The following is a 476-nucleotide window of genomic DNA, read 5'->3' as shown; positions in this document are numbered from 1 at the left end:
TGGCAATGAAGTATTGCCTGCAGGGTCAGTGGCTGTTGCCGAAATTGTGTCGCCATCTACCAGGTTACCTGGGTTTGGTACTGACCATGTGCCGTCTGTGCCTGCAACTACAGTTGCAGTCGTGCCATCAGGATACGTCACAGTCACGGTTGAATCTGGTTCTGCTGTACCTGTAATCGGATCTACCGCATTCACTGGATCAATGTCCGGTGCATTTGGGGCAATGGTATCAATTGTCACAACACCTGTATCCGTACCTGTATTACCTGCCAAGTCTGTTGCTGTCACAGTCACACTGTGTGCGCCTTCTGACAGAGTTGGTAAGATATCGTTCGGTAAAGTCCAGGTGCCATCGCCATTGTTCACTGCCGGATAATCAATACCATCCACAGTCACTACAATCGTTGCATTTGGATCATTGATGCTACCTGACAAGTCCGGCGTTGCATCATTCGTCACTTCATCAGTTAACGATA

General features: G+C 48.7%; 1 protein-coding gene. It reads right to left on the bottom strand.

Translation table 11 applies throughout. The features are described from left to right. The coding region (locus tag J663_RS19390) for an Ig-like domain-containing protein (protein WP_228132964.1) at positions 1-476 on the bottom strand (476 nt) is incomplete at both ends.

This window comes from Acinetobacter sp. 826659, assembly GCF_000588515.1.
GTDB lineage: Bacteria > Pseudomonadota > Gammaproteobacteria > Pseudomonadales > Moraxellaceae > Acinetobacter > Acinetobacter pittii.
This window is presented reverse-complemented; position numbering and strand designations above follow the sequence as displayed.